18 protein-coding genes are annotated in these 17,133 nt (G+C 60.3%); 2 read left to right on the forward strand and 16 right to left on the reverse strand.

The features are described 5' to 3' along the window. Positions 1–59 precede the first annotated feature (59 nt). Complete coding sequence (locus tag GNG26_RS18295; RefSeq protein ID WP_103176898.1) at positions 60–818, forward strand: M48 family metallopeptidase; 759 nt, start codon at positions 60–62, stop codon at positions 816–818. Positions 819–918: 100 nt separating this feature from the next. On the opposite strand, the gene GNG26_RS18300 is transcribed toward GNG26_RS18295, so the two are convergent. The 14 genes from GNG26_RS18300 to GNG26_RS18365 form a co-directional block, all read right to left on the reverse strand. Continuing rightward, on the reverse strand, positions 919–2,559 hold the full coding sequence (locus GNG26_RS18300) for a thiamine pyrophosphate-binding protein (RefSeq protein ID WP_156239727.1): 1,641 nt from the start codon (positions 2,557–2,559) through the stop codon (positions 919–921). Between the two features lie 13 nt (positions 2,560–2,572). Further along, positions 2,573–4,042: an aldehyde dehydrogenase gene (locus GNG26_RS18305; RefSeq protein WP_156239728.1), complete on the reverse strand. Its 1,470-nt coding sequence runs from the start codon at positions 4,040–4,042 to the stop codon at positions 2,573–2,575. 9 nt (positions 4,043–4,051) lie between these two features. After that, positions 4,052–4,822: an aspartate dehydrogenase gene (locus tag GNG26_RS18310; RefSeq protein WP_156239729.1), complete on the reverse strand. Its 771-nt coding sequence runs from the start codon at positions 4,820–4,822 to the stop codon at positions 4,052–4,054. 9 nt (positions 4,823–4,831) lie between these two features. After that, entirely contained in the window at positions 4,832–5,626 is a 795-nt protein-coding gene (locus tag GNG26_RS18315) for an SDR family oxidoreductase (protein WP_156239730.1), read from the reverse strand. Beyond that, entirely contained in the window at positions 5,610–6,380 is a 771-nt protein-coding gene (locus tag GNG26_RS18320; protein WP_156239731.1) for an alpha/beta fold hydrolase, read from the reverse strand. Before GNG26_RS18320 ends, GNG26_RS18315 begins: the two co-directional genes overlap by 17 nt. A gap of 10 nt (positions 6,381–6,390) precedes the next feature. Then, complete coding sequence (locus GNG26_RS18325; protein ID WP_103822797.1) at positions 6,391–6,921, reverse strand: cupin domain-containing protein; 531 nt, start codon at positions 6,919–6,921, stop codon at positions 6,391–6,393. A gap of 10 nt (positions 6,922–6,931) precedes the next feature. Then, the gene (locus tag GNG26_RS18330) at positions 6,932–8,188 is read right to left on the reverse strand and encodes an MFS transporter (RefSeq protein ID WP_156239732.1); all 1,257 of its coding nucleotides are present in this window, start codon (positions 8,186–8,188) and stop codon (positions 6,932–6,934) included. Positions 8,189–8,213: 25 nt separating this feature from the next. Then, on the reverse strand, positions 8,214–9,401 hold the full coding sequence (locus GNG26_RS18335) for an NAD(P)/FAD-dependent oxidoreductase (protein WP_156239733.1): 1,188 nt from the start codon (positions 9,399–9,401) through the stop codon (positions 8,214–8,216). Further along, the gene (locus tag GNG26_RS18340; RefSeq protein ID WP_156239734.1) at positions 9,398–10,324 is read right to left on the reverse strand and encodes a VOC family protein; all 927 of its coding nucleotides are present in this window, start codon (positions 10,322–10,324) and stop codon (positions 9,398–9,400) included. Before GNG26_RS18340 ends, GNG26_RS18335 begins: the two co-directional genes overlap by 4 nt. Before the next feature lie 78 nt (positions 10,325–10,402). Beyond that, positions 10,403–11,191 carry an IclR family transcriptional regulator gene (locus GNG26_RS18345; RefSeq protein ID WP_156239735.1) on the reverse strand — a complete coding sequence of 263 codons (789 nt, stop codon included), beginning with the start codon at positions 11,189–11,191 and terminating at the stop codon, positions 10,403–10,405. 12 nt (positions 11,192–11,203) lie between these two features. Continuing rightward, positions 11,204–11,953 carry an SDR family oxidoreductase gene (locus GNG26_RS18350; RefSeq protein WP_156239736.1) on the reverse strand — a complete coding sequence of 250 codons (750 nt, stop codon included), beginning with the start codon at positions 11,951–11,953 and terminating at the stop codon, positions 11,204–11,206. Beyond that, positions 11,953–12,975, reverse strand: coding sequence for an aromatic ring-hydroxylating dioxygenase subunit alpha (locus GNG26_RS18355; protein ID WP_114316832.1), 1,023 nt, complete (start codon positions 12,973–12,975; stop codon positions 11,953–11,955). The genes GNG26_RS18350 and GNG26_RS18355 overlap by 1 nt, the downstream gene beginning before the upstream one ends. Positions 12,976–12,985: 10 nt before the next feature. Beyond that, positions 12,986–13,294 carry a recombinase-like helix-turn-helix domain-containing protein gene (locus GNG26_RS18360; protein WP_103822804.1) on the reverse strand — a complete coding sequence of 103 codons (309 nt, stop codon included), beginning with the start codon at positions 13,292–13,294 and terminating at the stop codon, positions 12,986–12,988. Further along, complete coding sequence (locus GNG26_RS18365) at positions 13,291–13,614, reverse strand: non-heme iron oxygenase ferredoxin subunit (protein WP_013098654.1); 324 nt, start codon at positions 13,612–13,614, stop codon at positions 13,291–13,293. Before GNG26_RS18365 ends, GNG26_RS18360 begins: the two co-directional genes overlap by 4 nt. A gap of 414 nt (positions 13,615–14,028) precedes the next feature. Here GNG26_RS18365 and GNG26_RS18370 point away from each other — a divergent pair, with 414 nt between their 5' ends. Then, complete coding sequence (locus GNG26_RS18370; RefSeq protein ID WP_156239737.1) at positions 14,029–15,240, forward strand: MFS transporter; 1,212 nt, start codon at positions 14,029–14,031, stop codon at positions 15,238–15,240. Between the two features lie 3 nt (positions 15,241–15,243). Here the strand turns inward: GNG26_RS18370 and speB are convergent, their stop codons facing one another. Continuing rightward, positions 15,244–16,164, reverse strand: coding sequence for an agmatinase (gene speB / locus GNG26_RS18375; protein ID WP_058608614.1), 921 nt, complete (start codon positions 16,162–16,164; stop codon positions 15,244–15,246). Between the two features lie 152 nt (positions 16,165–16,316). Next, positions 16,317–17,132: a sugar phosphate isomerase/epimerase gene (locus tag GNG26_RS18380; protein ID WP_197080113.1), complete on the reverse strand. Its 816-nt coding sequence runs from the start codon at positions 17,130–17,132 to the stop codon at positions 16,317–16,319. Position 17,133 lies beyond the last annotated feature (1 nt).

Raw genomic sequence — 17,133 nt, forward strand, 5'->3', positions numbered from 1 at the left:
CCTCCGGGGCGGCAAAACTTTCAGAATTTATCAAGTTTAACGAGTACGGAAGCAACATAATGAAAATGCGTGCAGTAGTGCTGGCTCTGGGAACGACCCTTCTTCTTAGCGGGTGTCAGAATATGAATTCTGGTGGCCTGCTAAGCTCCGGAGCAGAGGCGTTTCAGGCCTACTCCCTCACCGATGCCCAGGTGAAAACATTAAGCGATGAGGCCTGTAAAGAGATGGACGGTAAAGCGACCATCGCACCGGCAGACAGCACTTACGCTCAGCGTCTGAATAAGATTGCTTCAGCACTTGGCGATAACATTAACGGCCAGCCGGTGAACTACAAGGTTTACATGGCGAAAGACGTTAACGCCTTTGCGATGGCTAACGGCTGCATCCGCGTCTACAGCGGATTAATGGACATGATGAACGACAATGAAGTCGAAGCGGTTATCGGCCATGAAATGGGCCACGTTGCCCTCGGCCATGTGAAGAAAGGGATGCAGGTTGCCCTCGGCACGAACGCCGTTCGCGTGGCGGCGGCCTCTGCGGGTGGCATTGTAGGTAGCCTCTCCCAGTCGCAGCTCGGCGATCTCGGTGAAAAACTGGTTAACTCCCAGTTCTCTCAGCGTCAGGAATCTGAGGCCGATGATTACTCTTACGATCTGTTGCGCAAGCGTGGGATTAACCCATCAGGTTTAGCCACCAGCTTCGAAAAACTGGCTCAACAGGAAGCGGGCCGTCAAAGCTCCATGTTTGACGACCACCCTGCCTCCGCAGCGCGTGCGCAGCACATCCGCGATCGCATGGCGGCAGACGGGATTAAATAATGTACCGGGGAGGTGCCTGCGCCTCCGCTGAAAAGCCGGGTGGCGGCTTCGCCTTACCCGGCCTGCTCAGAACATAAGCGCAGCGCCACCGGGCACACAGCTAGTACAGCGTTTTCTGCGGCGGTCCGGCAAACTTCAGGGCGCCAATCTGCCCCATCCGCACCTCCACCACCGACGGCCCCGGCATCGCCAGCGCTTCCGTCATCACCGCATCAAAATCCTCTGCCCGCTCAACGCTCCACGCCTGCAGGCCAATCGCCTGGGCCAGCAGGGTAAAGTCCGGCGTATGCAGTTCGTTATAATACTGCCGTCCGCCAAAATATTTATCCTGAATGCCGCGCATCACGCCGTAACCGCCGTCGTTCATGATCAGCAGCGTCACGTTGGCTTTCTCCTGCGCCAGCGTCGCAAGTTCGCCTAAATTCAGGCTCAGGCCGCCGTCGCCCACCAGCCCCACGACCTTGCGCTGCGGATTGGCAATCGCAGTACCAATCGCCATCGGCAGCCCCATGCCAATCGCCCCGGCCAGAGAGTGAATGTTCATCAGCGGACCGTTGGCGCGGAACAGGCGGCTGCCCCACAGGCTGCCGGAAACGGTGATATCACGCACCAGCAGGCCATCCTGCGGCAGCGCTTTCTCGATGGCATCGTTGAGTTTCGCATAGGCACCACACTGCTCGCGCAGCCCCTGCTCAGCTTGCTCCACCGCCTGCTGGACCTGCGTGTCCCACTGCGCGTTACCCCATTCACGCCCCTGCGCTTTTGCAGCCAGCGCGTTAAGCAGCGCTGAACAATCGGCTACCAGCGTTTTATCCATCAAATAGTTACGGCTTGCCGCCGCCGGGTCGATATCGATCTGCACCCGCGGGTAAGGCAGCTCCAGCGTCCAGGAGCGGGTTTCGTTGCTGCGCAGGCGTGAGCCCGCCACCAGCGTAAAATCACACCGGGCGATCAGCGCCTCCACTGACGGCGAGTTATGGAAAGCCCGCAGGCTGGCGCGATGGCTGTCCGGCAGCACGCCGCGCGCGTGGGTGCTGGAGATCACGGTGATACCCGCATCCGCCAGTTTTTTCACCGCGTCCGCACTGCCCAGCGCCCCGCCACCCAGCCACAGCAGCGGCTGTTTCGCCTGCTTCAGCTGCGCCCAAAGCGCATCAACCATGCTGGCATCTGGCGCTGAAACTGACACCGGTTTTACCGGCGCCGTCACCAGCGACAGCGGAATTTTCGCCCCCTGAATATCAATCGGGATCTCCACAGAGACCGGCCCACACGGCGGCGTCTGCGCCTCCTGAATCGCTTTATGGAGAATCGCTATCGCCTGGTTGGCATTGCTGATGCGATACGCCCGTTTCGAACTGGCCTTGAGGAAGGTCAATTGGTCGCGGGTTTCGTGGATAAACCCGGTGTCAGCATCCAGCCAGGCTTTTTCCACCTGTCCGGTTAAATGCAGCAGCGGCGTGCAGGCATTCATCGCCTCCACCAGCGCGCCTACCGCGTTACCTGCCCCTGCCCCGGTACTGGTCAGCGCCACGCCGAGGCCAGAGAAACGCCCGTGGGCGTCGGCCATGGTGACGGATCCCGCCTCACCCCGCGCGGGCACAAAGCGGATATTGCCGCGCTGCCCTACTGCATCGGCGATGGGCAGGTTGTGAATAGAGATGACGCCGTAGATGGCCTCAACCTGATACTGCTCCAGCGTTCTGGCGATGGCGTCGCCGACGGTTATCATTTCGCTCATTGCTCACCCTTTCTCAGTCGCACCAGTGGTTGACGCTGTTACCCGTCGCCAGATAAATGCTCTTTTGTTGCATCCAGGCTTTCAGCCCCTGAATGCCCTTTTCGCGGCCCAGACCGCTCTCTTTAAAGCCCCCGAACGGGGTCGAAATCGCAAAGACCTTGTAGGTGTTGATCCACACCGTGCCCGCCTCAAGCTGCTCGCTTAAGCGCAGCGCGCGTCCGGTGTCGCGCGTCCAGATCCCGGCGGCCAGGCCGTAAACCGAGTTGTTCGCCTGCTGGATCAACGCCGCTTCATCGTTAAATGGCATCGCCACCAGCACCGGGCCGAAGATCTCCTCCTGACAGGCGCGGGCATTGTTGCTCAGCCCTTCGATAATCGTTGGCAGGAAGAAGCTGCCGTTTGCCAGCGAAGGATCGGCTGGGATCTCCCCGCCGCACAGCACGCGGCCCCCTTCGCGCTTCGCCAGCTCGACGTAGGCCTGCACGCTCTGGCGATGCTTATCGTTGATCAGCGGCCCGACGTGGGTGCCGTCGGTAAACGGATGCCCGACGCGCAGGCCACGGGTTAACTCCAGCAGCCGCGCCATCAGCGGAGCGTAAAGGCTTTCGTGGATAAACAGCCGCGACCCGGCGATACAGGCCTGTCCCGCCGAGCTAAAGATGCCGTAGCAGATCCCGCGCGCGGCCTGTTCAATATCCGCATCGTCCAGCACGATGGTCGGGGATTTACCGCCCAGCTCCAGGGAGGCCGGGATCAGCTTTTCCGCCGCCACGTGCGCCAGATGACGGCCAGTGGTGGTGCCGCCGGTAAAAGAGATTTTGCGCACTTTAGGATGGCGTGCCAGCGCATCGCCAATGACCGAGCCTTTGCCCGGCAGTACGCTCAGCAGCCCGGCGGGCAGCCCGGCCTGTTCAAAGATGCGCGCCAGCTCCAGCGCCATCAGCGGCGTCGCTTCGGCGGGCTTGAGGATCACCGCGTTTCCGGCGGCAATGGCCGGAGCGACTTTTTGCATTTCACTGGCAATCGGCGAGTTCCACGGCGTGATGGCCGCCACCACACCAAGCGGCTCATAGCGGCTCAGGGTCAGTAAATCCGGCTGGCGCGGCGTCGGAAGCTCCCCTTCCAGCAGTTCACAGGCGGCGGCAAAGTAGCGCGCCGTTCCCGCCGCGCTCATCACCAGCCCGCGTGCTTCCGCCAGCGGTTTGCCGTTATCGCGGCTCTGCATCTGCGCCAGCTCGTCGACGCGGGATTCAATCTGATCCGCCACTCTGTGCAGGATCTTCGCGCGCATATGCGGCAGGCTGTTACGCCACGCGGGATCGCGCCACGCCCGCTCGCCGGACTCGATTGCGTCATGCAGATCGTCGAGGCTTGCCGCGTTTAAAACCGCGTTGATCGTTCCATCAGCCGGGAAGTGGCTCTGCATCGGGTTGCCGCTGCCGTGTCGCCACTGGCCGCCGATAAAAATCTTCAGTTCGTCCATCGTCACTCCTCAGCGCTGGGCCAGCTCGCGGCAGGCGCGGACCGCGCTCAGTGCCGCCAGGGTGGAGGTTTTGGGATTAGAGGCCAGCGGCAGCCCGCTCAGCTCCAGATGGAACTCACCAAACACGCCTTCGACGTGCAGCGTATGGGTATTGCGTTTCGTGGCCGGGTCGACCATCAGCTGTACGCGGGTCTCATCCATCCCCACGCCACCGAGCGCCACGGTCGCCGCCACGTTGGCATTGGCCGGGAACAGTCGTGCCGCCTCCCGGGCGCTGCCTTCGAAAAAGACCTGCGCCACTGACACCGAATTAAGATCGATAAGCTGTTCGGCGTAGCTGCCGCGCCAGCTGGCCGGGCTTTTACGCGACTGATAGGTCACGCGCTCAAGCCCGCCCTCTTTCGCCGCCGCCAGCCCGTCGATGCCGGCCACCGCGCCGGAGAGCAGCGTCAGTTTGCCGCCCGCATTGAGCAGGCGCTGCTCCAGCGCGCTGTCCGCCAGTGCGCCGGTGGAGATCACCGCCAGATGCCAGCCGCGACGCAGAATATCCTCGCCGTACTGCGCCACCGCCTGCTGGCTGGCGCACTCCAGCACCAGATCGGGCGCATCAGCGCACTCCAGCGGCGAGGTCAGCGCCACCACCGCATCACCAAACTGTTGGCGAATCACCGCGTGGTGAGACTCGCGCGCCACGATCCAGCCGATAGCGACACCGGCAGGCAGGCGCTCAATCACCGCCTGCGCCATAGCGCCAAAACCAATTAACATGATCTTTTTCATGATGCGTCCTTACAGATGGCGGCAGAAGCCACCGGAAACGTCCAGCGCGGCGCCGGTGGTAAACGAGGCCAGCGGCGAGGCGAGGAACAGCAGCGCCTGCGCGGGCTCCTGCGGCTTGCCGAGGCGCGCCATCGGGATGCCGCGTTTGCGCGCGATCTCCGCCGTCCACTCCGGCCAGCTCTGGCTTTTGTCTGTACGGTTTTCAAAGCGGCGCTGCCACTGCCCGGACTCCACCATGCCAAGCAAAATGGAGTTCACGCGGATGCCTTTCCCTACCAGCTCTTTCGAGAGCGTCAGCGTCATATTCAGCAGCGCGGCGCGGGCAGCAGAGGTGGCGATCATGTGCTCCTCGGGCTGTAGCGCCAGCAGCGAGTTGACGCAGGTGATGGAGGCGATGTCGGACTGCTCCAGCAGCGGCTGAAACGCCTGCACCGGGTTGATCACCCCAAACAGTTTCAGCTCGGCTTCGTGCAGCCACGCCTCACGCGGCGTGTCATTGAAGTGCGCCACGTAGCCCTGCCCGGCGTTGTTGATCAGCATATCCGCCGCGCCAAAGTGCGCCTGAACGGCATCCGCAAAGGCCTGCATCTCGTCGGCTTTCAGCACGTCGCAGCGGTAAGAGAAAATCTCCCCGTCGGGGTATTCGTTTTGCAGCGCCGCATGGGCGCTGGCGAGCCGGTCCGGGTCGCGGCCACAAAAGGCCACTTTGGCCCCCTCGCCCAGCAGCAGGCGCAGCGTTTCAAAGCCAATGCCGGACGAACCGCCGGTGACGACCGCTATGCGCCCATCAATTTGTGCATTCATCGCGCACCTCTTCGTTAATGCGTAAAAGCTGTTGGTTAAAAAACGCGTCGTTGTCGAGATAGCTGGCGTGACCGGCCTGCGGAATGGCGATAAACGGCATGGAGTAGCGCAGCGCCAGCCCCGCTACCCGTTCAGGTTCCGTTATCGCATCCTGCTCACCACACCAGACTTCAAATTGGCCTGTGTAGCGTTTCAGCCAGCCGTGAATATCGTCGTGCGCCAGCATCCATGCGGCAGCGAGGTAGCCCTCAGGACGCAGCTTGCGCATTCCCGCCGCGACGCAACTGACATCCTCCGCCCGCGCACCGGGACGCAGCAGCTTCGCGGCGCGGGTCTGGGCGAGGATTTCGCCGCCCAGCGCCATCTGCTGCTCGCGGTTGCGCCAGACCTGCTCGCGCTGCTCCGGCGCGGCCTGGCCGTAGCCCTGCGCGACATCCGCCAGCACCAGATGGATAACGCGTTCCGGGAACTTCGCCGCAAAAGCACTGGCGACCAGCGCCCCCAGAGAGTGCCCTACCAGCACCGCCTGCCAGACGCCCGCCCGATCGAGCATCGCCGCCAGCGCGTCGGCGTAATCTCCGGCGTTTGCCCGTTCAGCTGCCAGCATCGGGCTTTCGCCATAGCCGGGCATGTCCCACGCCAGCACCCGAAAACCGTTTAGCGCCATCTGCTTATGCCAGGAGGCGGCGCCGGAGCTGATGCCGTGCAGCAACATCAGCGGAATGCCGCATCCCTGTTCACGAAATTCCGTCATCGTGCACCCCTTAGTTCCGCTTCACTTTTGAGAGCGGATGATCGGCCGGGTAGGTCGGGATTTCCGGCTTGTTGGTGCCCAGCATGACGCACATCAGCGCCTCTTCTTCCCCGTGGTTGAACAGGCCGCGATAGATGCCCGGCGGGACGGAGATCAGGTCACGCTCGCGCAGCACGGTTTCGGTGTAGTTGTCGCCATCCTGGATCATCAGCGTGATCTGCCCTTTCAGCATGAAGAAGACCTCTTCCACATCGTCATGCAGGTGCAGCGGCCCTTCGCACTTCGACGGCAGTACCATGGTGGAGAAGGTAAAGTGATCCGCCTGCACGGTGTTGGTGTCGTTCGCCACGCCGGTGGCACCGGTGCCGATGTAACGCATCTGCGCCCGGCGGTATTTCGGGTCAAAATCGGCCTGGAACTTCAGTGCGTTCCAGTCATATTTGCGCCCTTCGAAGCGCGCGATGCGCGACTCGACCCACTCCTCCATCGTCAGGTGGTCAGGTTTGATGCCAGATTTGTTGGTTACGGTTGAATCAGTCATGACACTCTCCTCAGTAACGTCTCAGCAGCGGCAGTAACAGGACGCAGCCCACCGCCGCCATCACCGCCAGAAAAATCAGCCCGGAATCCATGCTGTGGGTGAAGGCGATTAACGCGCCCATCACCGCCGGCGACAGCGCGCCCGCAAAGTTTCCCAGCCCGTTGAAGATGCCGCCCGCCGTGGCGCTCACCCGGGGATGGGTGGCCTTTGCCAGCAGGGCGAAAATGTTGGGTGCGCCGGTGCCCCACATAAAGGTGCTGAAGCTCATCGCCGCGATGATGGCCAGCGGGGTGTCGAGCTGCATGACCGCTGCCAGCCCCACCGCCGCCCCCGCCATAGAGATAAAGCAGGCCGCGGCGCGCTTATCGACCCGGTCCGAGAGCCATGCGCCAATCACCTCGCCTGCCAGCATGGCGATAAACGGCATCGACGACAGCCAGCCCGCGTGCTCCAGGTGAATGCCTTTGCCCTTGATGAGGTAGCCCGGCAGCCAGCCGTTGATACCCCACAGGTAGGTCAGGAAGGCGATGTTAAAGATGCAGATGATCCAGAAGTGCGGACTGACGAACAGCTCGCGCCGGGCCGCGCGGCGCTCATCCTGCGACGCCTGAGTGGTGGCCGGTTTCGCATCCAGACGGATCCCCCGCAGACCGATGCGCACGAAGATAAGCACCGGCACGGTCAGCATCGCCATCACGAAGAAGGTGCTCTGCCAGCCGAAGGTGTTCAGCAGCCAGAGGGAGAGCGGGAAGCCAATCGCCGCCCCCACCGGGGTGCCCAGCAGCCACAGCATGGTGGCGCGCGCCTGCAGATGCTGCGGGAAGTTGTGGCGCACAATGGCGAAGGCCAGCGGGAAGAGCGGCCCTTCTGCCACCCCCAGCAGGATGCGCAGGACAATCATCAGCGTGTAGTTATGGGTAAAGCCCATCGCCACCATCAGCACGCACCAGATCACCATCATCCCGGTGAGCAGGCGCAGCGGGGCGATTTTGTCCCCCAGCCCGCTTAAAAAGACCGATGAAAAGCCGTAGCTCAGCAGGAAGGCGCTCATCAGAATGCCGAGGCGCGTGGTGTCGAAATCGATGCCCATCGCCTGCTGGAAATGGCCGTCAGAAAACAGCGCCGCAATGCTGATTTTGTCAAAAAACGCCAGCAGCACGCAGGCCAGCAGCGCCAGCGGGATGGCCCAGCGCACCGCTTTTTCAGGCGTGCGGGTTCCCTCACCGCTCGCCTCAACAGGCGCGGTGTTGGTCTCTAATGTGGTCATGTCTCCCCCTACGGGTGCGGGTTAGCTATCGCAATGACATCAGTGAAAAGGTCGGGTCGCTGAGCGGTACGTCTGACAGATCCCTTCCCGCCGCCATCCAGCGCTTCGCCAGCTTGACGGTGCGCGCATCGTTGAACGCCACCAGCTGCGTCAGCCGCCCGTTCGCGTCGAGCGAGAAGAACAGCGAATCGTCCCGCACTATCGTGCTGCTGTCCGGCTGCGGAATGCCGAGGATCTGGATATTGTGCTGATATTGATCCGACCACAGCCACGGCGCGTCGTCGTAACCTGGCGCATCGGGGTTGAGCATCGCTTTCGCCGTCGCCACCGCCTGATTCTGGGCAAAGGCCCAGGACTGGATGCACAGGCCGTAGTGATGATGCTGGGCCACATCCCCGGCGGCAAAGATGAACGGATCTGCGGTGCGTCCCTGGGCATCCACCACGATCCCGCGTTCGGTTTTAAGCCCGGCGTTGCGCGCCAGCTCCAGGTTGAGATCGACGCCGATCCCCACCACCACTGCATCAAAGGTTTCACGCTGGCCGTCGCAGTGGATGACCGGCAGACCGTTATCGTCTTCCAGCTCCAGCGCGCCGCAGCCGGTACGGATCGCCACACCCTGCTCGCGATGAATTGTTGCTAAGCGCTGCGACACCTCGCCGCTCACGGAGCGCATGCAGAGTGCGGGCTGCTGCTCGAACAGGGTGACCGCTACACCGCTTTTGCGCGCGGAGGCGGCAATCTCCAGGCCGATCCAGCCCCCGCCGATAATCGCCAGGGTTTTACTTTCCGCCAGACGGCTTTTCAGGCGCTGCGCGTCCTGCCAGTGGCGCAGGGTGTAGACCTGCGGGTGCGCCGCCCACGCCTCACCCGGCAGGCGCGCCCGCCCTCCGGTGGCCAGTAAAAGAATGTTGTAACTAAGATGCTCGCCGTTGCTTAAAACAACCGCTTTTGCTTCACGGTCAATGGATTCAGCCCGCAACGGACGATACCAGGTCAGGTTCAGCGCCTGCTGCGCCTCTTCGGAAAAGAGTCGCGGAAGCGCCGCGTCTGGTTGCAAAAGAGAGGCTTTCGACAGCGGTGGCCGTTCATAGAAATCCCACTCCTCTTCCGCCACCACGCAAATCTCGCCGTCGAAGCCCTCGTCGCGCAGGGTTTTAGCCGCCCAGCCGCCCGCCTGACCGCCGCCGATAATGACAATGCGCGACGTCATACCGCCTCCGGTTTTTTCTGCTGGCGGCGCGTATCGTGGTCGATCCCGCCTTCCACCGCCCATTCGGTAAAGGAGACCAGCGAGTGCTCCAGCTCGCGCGGCTGCCAGTTTTCGGTCAGGTAGTCGTCATTGGTGTAGTACTCAAACGCGCCGCCGGTCGGGCTGTTGACGTACCAGAAGTAGGCCGACGAGACCGGATGGCGGCCTGGCCCAATAAAGGTGCTCCATTCATTTTTATTCATCGCGATACCGCCGCCGATCACCTCGTGGATATCGCGCACGGTAAAGGCCACGTGGTTCAGGCCGCGCTTACGGTTCGGCAATTGCAGCAGGAACAGGTTGTGATGCCCCCCACGCACGCCGCAGCGCAGGAACACGGCGCGGTTGATGTAGCGGTCAGAGACCTGGAAACCGAGCACTTCACGGTAGAATTTCTCCACCGCCGCCAGCTCCTCCACAAAGAAGACCACGTGACCAACGTTGATGGGCTGGGCGCGGTCGTAAACCGGGCTGGGGGTGTCAATCCGGCGGGCATCGCCCCACTGGTTAATCGGCTCCACGTTCAGCTCCACGTCGGTCTGCTGGCTGACCTGCACGCGCAGCGTCATGCCGTTCGGGTCGAGGCACTCCAGGGCATCACCCACCTCGCGGAAGCCGGGCTGCCCGGCAAGCTTAGGGCGCAGCGCGTCCAGATCGTTCTGGGTCGCTACCGCCCAGGTCATGCGGCGCAGGGTGTTACCCGCTTCAAACGCCGGGGGCAGATCGGGGCTGTCGATCGGGTTTAGCTCCACGCGCGCGCCGCTCAGGGTGGTAAAACGCTGGCCGCTGGCATCGCCCGTCAGGCCAAAATCACGCATAAATTTGGCGCAGTGCGTCAGGTTTTCCACGCCAAATTCCAGCTTTTCAATTCCGGTTACACTCATCGTTCGTTGCCTCATCTGGCCCAAATTGGGCGTAAAACATGCCCGACGCAGCAAAGCGCCTGACGTTAACTCACTGATTTAACTGGCCTGTGACAAATACCCTAAGAAGCCAGAAATTTTATCCGCCGCCAGACGAACGTCGTTTTGCAGACGTTCGCGGTCGGTTTGCGGGATCTCTTCCGCCGGCACCAGAATGCTGACCACCGCCGCCACGCGTCCGCTTCGGTCATACACCGGGTAGACGATGGAGGAGATGCCGTGGCGGAAGAAGGATTCGCCGATCACATACCCACGGGCTTTGTCCTGCTGCACCATCTGCCACAGAGCTTCGCGGTCATGAAGCTGCCCCGGCGTGTTGCCCGGCAGGCGCTCGTGCGGGAACAGCTGTTCAAAATCGGCGCGGGAAATATCGGTCAACAGCATGCGGCCGAGCGAGGTGCAGTGCACCGGCAGACGGGTGCCGATACTGACCTGATTGATGCGCGCCCCGGCGGCGCTGACGCGGGCGATGTAGATGATGTCGCGCCCGTCGCGGATCGCCAGATGGCTACTGCACTGGCTGACGTCGCGCAGCTGTTCGATAACCGGCTGGCCGACCTGGGCCACATCCAGCGAGGCGATGTACTCAAAGCCCAGACGCAGCACGTTCATGCCCAGCGAGAAGGTATTGGTGCGTGTGTTGCGCTCCAGAAAACCCATATACTCAAGCGTCTGTACCACGCGGTAGGCGGTGGCCTTCGGCATATCCACCAGCCGGTGCAGCTCGGCAAAGGTCAGATCGCGATGCTGCTCGCCGAAGGCCAACAGCAGCTGTAAACCGCGCTCCAGCCCCGGCACCAGATACTTCACTTCCTGATCGTTTGCCATAATCGCCAACCCTTAGTTAAAGACAAAACCGCCGTTGACCGGGATAAGCTGCCCGGTGATGAACCGCGACAGGTCGCTTAACAGCCAGACCACGCTGCCGGTGACATCTTCCGGCTGCTGCGCCCCCGTTAATGCGCGGCCATTTTCATAGAGCTGATGCCGTTCAGCGGGCACATATTCCGTCGCCTCGACGCGGGTTAATCCCGGCGCGATAGCGTTGATTCGAATGCGCTTTTCACCCAGCTCCCGCGCCATTGAGCGGGTCATGGCAATCACAGCCCCCTTACTGGCGACGTAGGCCATCAGGCGCGGCGCGCCCCACAGGGCGGTATCGGAGGCTACGTTCACAATCCCCGCTCCTTCGCGCAGCAGCGGCACGGCGGCGCGGGTGACCAGCCAGGTGCCTTTAACGTTGACGCTCATCACCCGATCCCAGAGATCCGGATCGTAATCGAGCATGTTTTTGCCGCCGACGCCGGTCGCCATCGCCGCGTTGTTCACCAGACCGTCAATCTGCCCCTGCTCGCCAATGGCGCTGAACACCTGTTCGATGGAATGGGGATCGGCCAGATCGATAACGTGCGATTCGATCGCATAACCCTGTTCGCTCAGCCCGTGGGCGCTTTCAGCCAGCTCGCCTTTCAGGATGTCGCACATCACCACCGCCGCCCCCTGCTCCGCGCAGGCTCTGGCGAAGTGGTAGCCCAGCCCGCGCGCGGCACCGGTTACAACGATGCGTTTTCCGCTCAACAGCCCGTTCATCAGGCGGCTCCCTGCTGCGCGTCGCGCATCGCCAGCTGCTCTTTCGCAGCTTTTTGCATCATGCGGCGCAGGCGGGAGAGGCCAACGTCATGCTGGTAGAGGTATTCATGGTCGCGGGCGTTTGGCGCCATGCTTTCCAGCACCACGCGATCCTGCTCCAGCACTTCCCAGTGCAGTTTTTCCAGACGGTTGCGGTACATAAAGCGCCACATATCGCGCTGCCAGCCCTGCACGCGGCGGATGCGCCAGAAGAAGACGCGGCAGTTGTCGTTATCTTCCGGCACCACCATACCGACGATAAAGAAGTGGCCGCCCGGTCCGAAACGCTTCCTGTAAGGAATGGAGAGGCGCATCCAGCAGGTACCGCTGTTGCCCAGCTCCACCCAGTCGAAGTTGACGCCGCTCTGCCCTTTTTTCTCAAAGATGAAGCCGGTTTTGGTCGGCTGGAGCACCATGTCGGCCTTGCGGTCTCCTTCCGCCATCGAGTGCGAGGAGGAGTGCAGATAGGTGCCGTGCATCGGGTCCATCACGTTTTCCAGCGCGTACTGGTAATTGCATTTCCACCCGGCGGTGCAGAGGAAGTTGCTGAAATTTTCCGTGTCGGCGAGTTCATCCGGGAAGGTCAGTTCGTCCGGCTGTTGATCGGCGGTGACGCCGAACCACAGAAAGATGGCGCCGTGCGCCTCCTGCACGTTATAGCTGCGTACGCACTGCTGGCCGACCAGCGGACATTTGTCCACCGCAGGCACATCCTTCACCTCTCCGTTGCCCGCCACTTCCACGCCGTGATACCAGCAGGCGATACGGTCCCCGAGATTCCAGCCCATCGACAGGCGCGCGCCGCGGTGCGGACAGCGGTCCTCCAGCGCCTGCACCTGGCCATCTTTGTTGCGCCAGACCACAATCTGCTCCCCCAGGCGGGTAATGCCCACCGGCGCAGACTGCACTTCCCAGCTCGCCAGGACCGGATACCAGAGGCCGCGCAGACCCTTATCGAGATAGTTTTGTACGGTAGTCGTCATCGCGTTGTCCTCAGTAGCCGTTAACCTGTAAGAATGCCTGGAAGCTGGCGTCGCTCCACGGCTCGCCCTGCTGATCGTGCATCCGCACCGCGTTCAGCCCCTTCACCAGCTCCGGTAAGGTTTCAATGCCCTGTTCGAAGAGATCTTCCAGCGTCGCAATCAGCTTCACTTCCCAGCTTTCCGGCTCGCGGCTGCGGGTCTGCCAGATCAAATTCTGATATTCGCCCGGCTTATGAATGGCGCCGTTACCGCCCTCTGCAGGCGGGGTAAACTGGCGGCTTTCGGGCAGGGCCGGGTTGAAATTCAGGGTGTCGCTCATGCCACGGTCTCCTCGACGAAGGTAATCTGGATTTGATTTTCAAAGACCCGAACCGGGTAGCGGTTGAGGTTGCGACCACCGGGGCCATGCAGACACTGGCCGGTTTTGACGTCGAAAACCGCTTCGTGCAGCGGGCATTCCACTTTACCGTCTTCCACGAAGCCCTGGCTCAGCAAGGCATACGCGTGCGGGCATACGTCTTCCAGCGCGTAATATTCGCCGTCAATCAAATAAACGCCGATCTCTTTGCCTTCGACGTTGCCGCTAAAAGGGAAATCTTCCTGTACTTGTTCTGCGTCACATACGCCTATCCAGCTCATCGCGATCCTCCAGGCTTTTGTTTCATATATGAAACTCTGTTTCTTATTTAATACGGTCAATATAAAAGCGATGAATGTTTCGTCAAGCGCTAATGTGACGAATTTGTTAACCGGCAGGTAATTAATTAACTAAGTGTGCAAAGGATCACGAAAAAATGCAGCGATATGAAATTTTCATTGTTACGGCGTGAATGAATACGATTTACCGATGAGGTTAAATTTAAATAAAGAAATATTGACTTCTTTTACTTTTGTTACCTAAAAATAAAACAACTGAAAAGCTGAGTGTTTCACCTGTGAAACATCTTTAAATTTTATTGTTTATAAACAATGAGTTTCACAGGTGAACCATTTTAGCTCCGTGACAATCACGCAAATAAAAATAAAATTACACGCATGTATAAGGCAGGCATTATGACGGCAAGATGGCAAGGCACAATTGCATTGTTATTACTCATTATTATTTCCTACGTCGACCGGGTGAATATCTCGGTGATGATTTTAAACCCAGAATTTGCCGAGCATTTCCGGTTAAATGAAAACAGAATGTTACAAGGAATGTTAATAACCTGCTTTCTGCTGGGTTATGGATTTTCCGCTTTATTATTAACTCCTGTTATTGAAAGCAAACTTCATTATCGGCAGGGGCTGTTAAGCAGCATTGCGATCTGGGCCCTGGTCTGCGCTGTTTCGCCATTGCTGGGCTCGCTAATGGGGATGCTTATCGCCCGCCTGGTGCTGGGCATTGCCGAAGGTCCGCTCTTTTCCCTGAAAACGCGCTTTATCAGCGATAACTTCAGCGCGGAAGAGATAGGCAAACCCAACGCCGTCACTGCGCTGGGCGTCTCGCTCGGGCTGGCGGTGGGCTTTCCGCTCGTCACCTGGCTGATGGCACATCTGGGCTGGGCGGGTTCGTTCTATGCGCTGGCGGCAATCAATCTGCTGCTGGGTGGCGGGTTAATCTGGCGCTTCCTGCCCGCACCGCGCGGTGCGGTGCAGAAGAAAAAATCGGGATTTGTCGAAACCTTTACCCTCGCCTGGCAAACGCCGCTGCTGGGCTGGATTTTACTGGTTGAAATCGCCACCCTGAGCTATCTCTGGGGAAGCAGTGCCTGGCTGCCCGCGTGGCTGCGGGATGAACACCATTTCTCCCTTCACGCGACGGGCTGGCTTGCGGCGATCCCCTTCCTGCTGAGCCTGGGTTCAAAGTTCCTCGGTGGTGTGCTGCTCGATAAAATGCGCCCGGACCAGGCTCCGGTACTCTTTGTTGTGGGCGGCGCGTTGACCGCGTTGTCAGTGGTCGCGCTGATGCTCAGCCATCAGCCGGTATGGCTGGCGCTGTTTATGCTTTCCGCCAATATCTTCTGGGGGCTTCAGGGGGCCGCCATTCCTGCGGTGATCCAGCATCACGCCGTGCGGGAAGCGGTGGGCAGTGCCTACGGGATCATTAATGGGATTGGCAATATCTGCGCGGCGTTTATTCCGCTACTGATGGGGATGGTGATGAAATCGGCCGGGTCGGTCAGCTCCGGTTTTTCGGTGCTGGTGGTGTCGCAGGTTATCACCCTGCTGGCCGGGGGAATGTTGCTGCTGCGCATGCGTCGCGCAGCAGCAATCAGCGCCTAAGGCTTACTCGCCTTTTTTCGCCGCCTGGATGTAGAGCATCTCCAGCGCCAGGGTCGCTGCGGCCAGCGCAGTGATCTCGGACTGGTCATAGGCAGGGGCCACTTCAACGACGTCCATACCGACGATGTTCAGATCCTTCAGGCCGCGCACCAGTTTGATGGCGCGGTCTGAGGTCAGGCCGCCGATCACCGGGGTACCGGTACCTGGGGCAAAGGCGGGATCCAGGCAGTCGATGTCGAAGGTCAGGTAGACCGGCATATCACCGACGATCTGCTTAACCTGGGCGATGATGTCATCCACGCCGCGATCGTTCACCTGGCAGGCATCCAGCACGGTGAAACCGTTGTCTTTGTCGAATTCGGTACGGATGCCGATCTGCACGGAGTGGTTCGGATCGATCAGACCTTCCTTCGGCGCGGTGAAGAACATGGTGCCGTGGTCAAATTCACAGCCGTTCGCGTAGGTGTCGGTATGCGCATCGAAATGCACCAGCGCCATCTTACCGAAGTGTTTCGCGTGGGCGCGCAGCAGTGGCAGCGTCACGAAGTGGTCACCACCGAAGGAGAGCATGCGCTTGCCGGCAGCCAGCAGTTTTTCTGCGTGCGCCTGCAGTTTTTCACTCATTTCACGCGCGTCACCGAAGGCATATACCAGGTCACCGCAGTCCACGACGTTCAGGCGCTCGCGCATGTCGAAGTTCCACGGGAAGCGGTTATGCTCCCAGGCGAGGTTGGTGGAAACCTGACGAATGGCCGCCGGGCCATGACGGCCACCGGCACGACCGGATGTCGCCATATCAAATGGTACGCCGGTGATCACCCAGTCCGCATCGCTGTCGTAAGGCTGGAAATTCATCGGAAGGCGTAGAAAACCAAAGGCATTAGAAACTAACGAGTTGTCGTACTGGTGACCTAAGGTGCTCATGGCAAAAACCTCATATTCGTCGCTATAAAAAAACCCTCCCGCGTCGTTAGCCCGACGAGGAAGGGTTAGATTGGAAAAAGGCAATAAAAAGAATTATCGCCGTTAATCTGCGCAGGTTCAAGTCAGGAAAAATGATCCCCCCACTTCACCCCTTATAAGCGACGCAACCGATCGATCAGCGGACCGGCCTCTTCAATCAGCGTTGCCGTTGACGGCTGGCACAGACACTCCAGCGAAACCGCACCCTGATAGTTGGCCGCTTTTAGCGCCAGATAGATGTCGTCAATCGGCAAATGGCCATACCCCGGAAACGCCCGGTTAGAGTCGGCAAAATGCACATGCCGCAGCCGGGAGCCCAGCAAGGCTATCGCGTCGGTGAAATCGCGATCCTCAATATTGGCATGGAAAATATCCCATAACACGCCGACGTTTTCCGGTGCGTCGCAGAAGTTCATAAACGCCATCATATCCGCCGCGCTGTGCAGATGCGCGATTTCATAGCGATTAAGGGCTTCAAGGACCAGCGTCACGCCGCACCGCTTCGCCTGCTCCACGCAAGGCGCCATCGCCTCCGCCAGCGCATGCATATACTCGGTTTTACTCAGCATCCTGTCCGTTGCGCGCAATGAGCCTATGGTGACATGGCTCGACAGCTGCGCGGCGGCGTCAATATGCTCCGCCAGGCGCCGTTGAGTACGCAAAACCACCGCCCTGTCGCTGGAAAGTAAAGAGAGGCCATCGCGCTTGCGGGCCTGCCCCGTGGCAATAGTGGTACACCCCAGCCGGTAGTCATCCAGACGCTTTTTCAGCCATGAGACCTCCATGCCTTCATAATCATTGATGCACAGTTCGGCGGCGTCGAAGCCGCTTTGCGCCAGCCACGCCAGCCCCTGCTCAAAGTCTTGCGGGGTAAAAGGTGAAAAAAGCGTTTCATAACGGCAGGTTAGCGTTGCGCTAAAGGTAATCATA

It is taken from the genome of Leclercia sp. J807 (genome assembly GCF_009734465.1).
Lineage (GTDB): Bacteria > Pseudomonadota > Gammaproteobacteria > Enterobacterales > Enterobacteriaceae > Enterobacter.